Below are 309 nucleotides of genomic sequence, written 5' to 3'. Positions count from 1 at the left end.
GCTCGATAACTTCGCTGACGTCAACGAGCAGTACCCGACACTGGTGACCACATCGAAACTGCTCACCACAGGCGTCAACGTCAAAACGATCAAGCTCATCGTCTTGGAGTCCAACATTGGGTCGATGACGGAGTTCAAACAGATCGTCGGACGCGGCACCCGGCTCGATCCTGAGCATGGCAAAGAGTTCTTCACGATCATGGACTTCCGTGGATCGACCCGACTCTTCGCCGACCCGGATTTCGACGGTAACCCAGCAGGCAGCATAGACATGCCTTTGCCCGAGCCTGGAGATGACGGCGAGATCCC

The 309-nt window shown here is 56.6% G+C and carries 1 pseudogene; it reads left to right on the top strand.

The features are described 5' to 3' along the window. Positions 1-309, top strand: a pseudogene (locus QP415_RS11265) (EcoAI/FtnUII family type I restriction enzme subunit R); the annotation flags it as partial.

The organism is Pauljensenia sp. UMB3104 (assembly GCF_030217285.1).
In the GTDB taxonomy this organism is placed as follows: Bacteria; Actinomycetota; Actinomycetes; order Actinomycetales; family Actinomycetaceae; genus Pauljensenia.
Note: the sequence above shows the minus strand (reverse complement) of the source record. Positions and strands in the feature narration are given on the sequence as shown.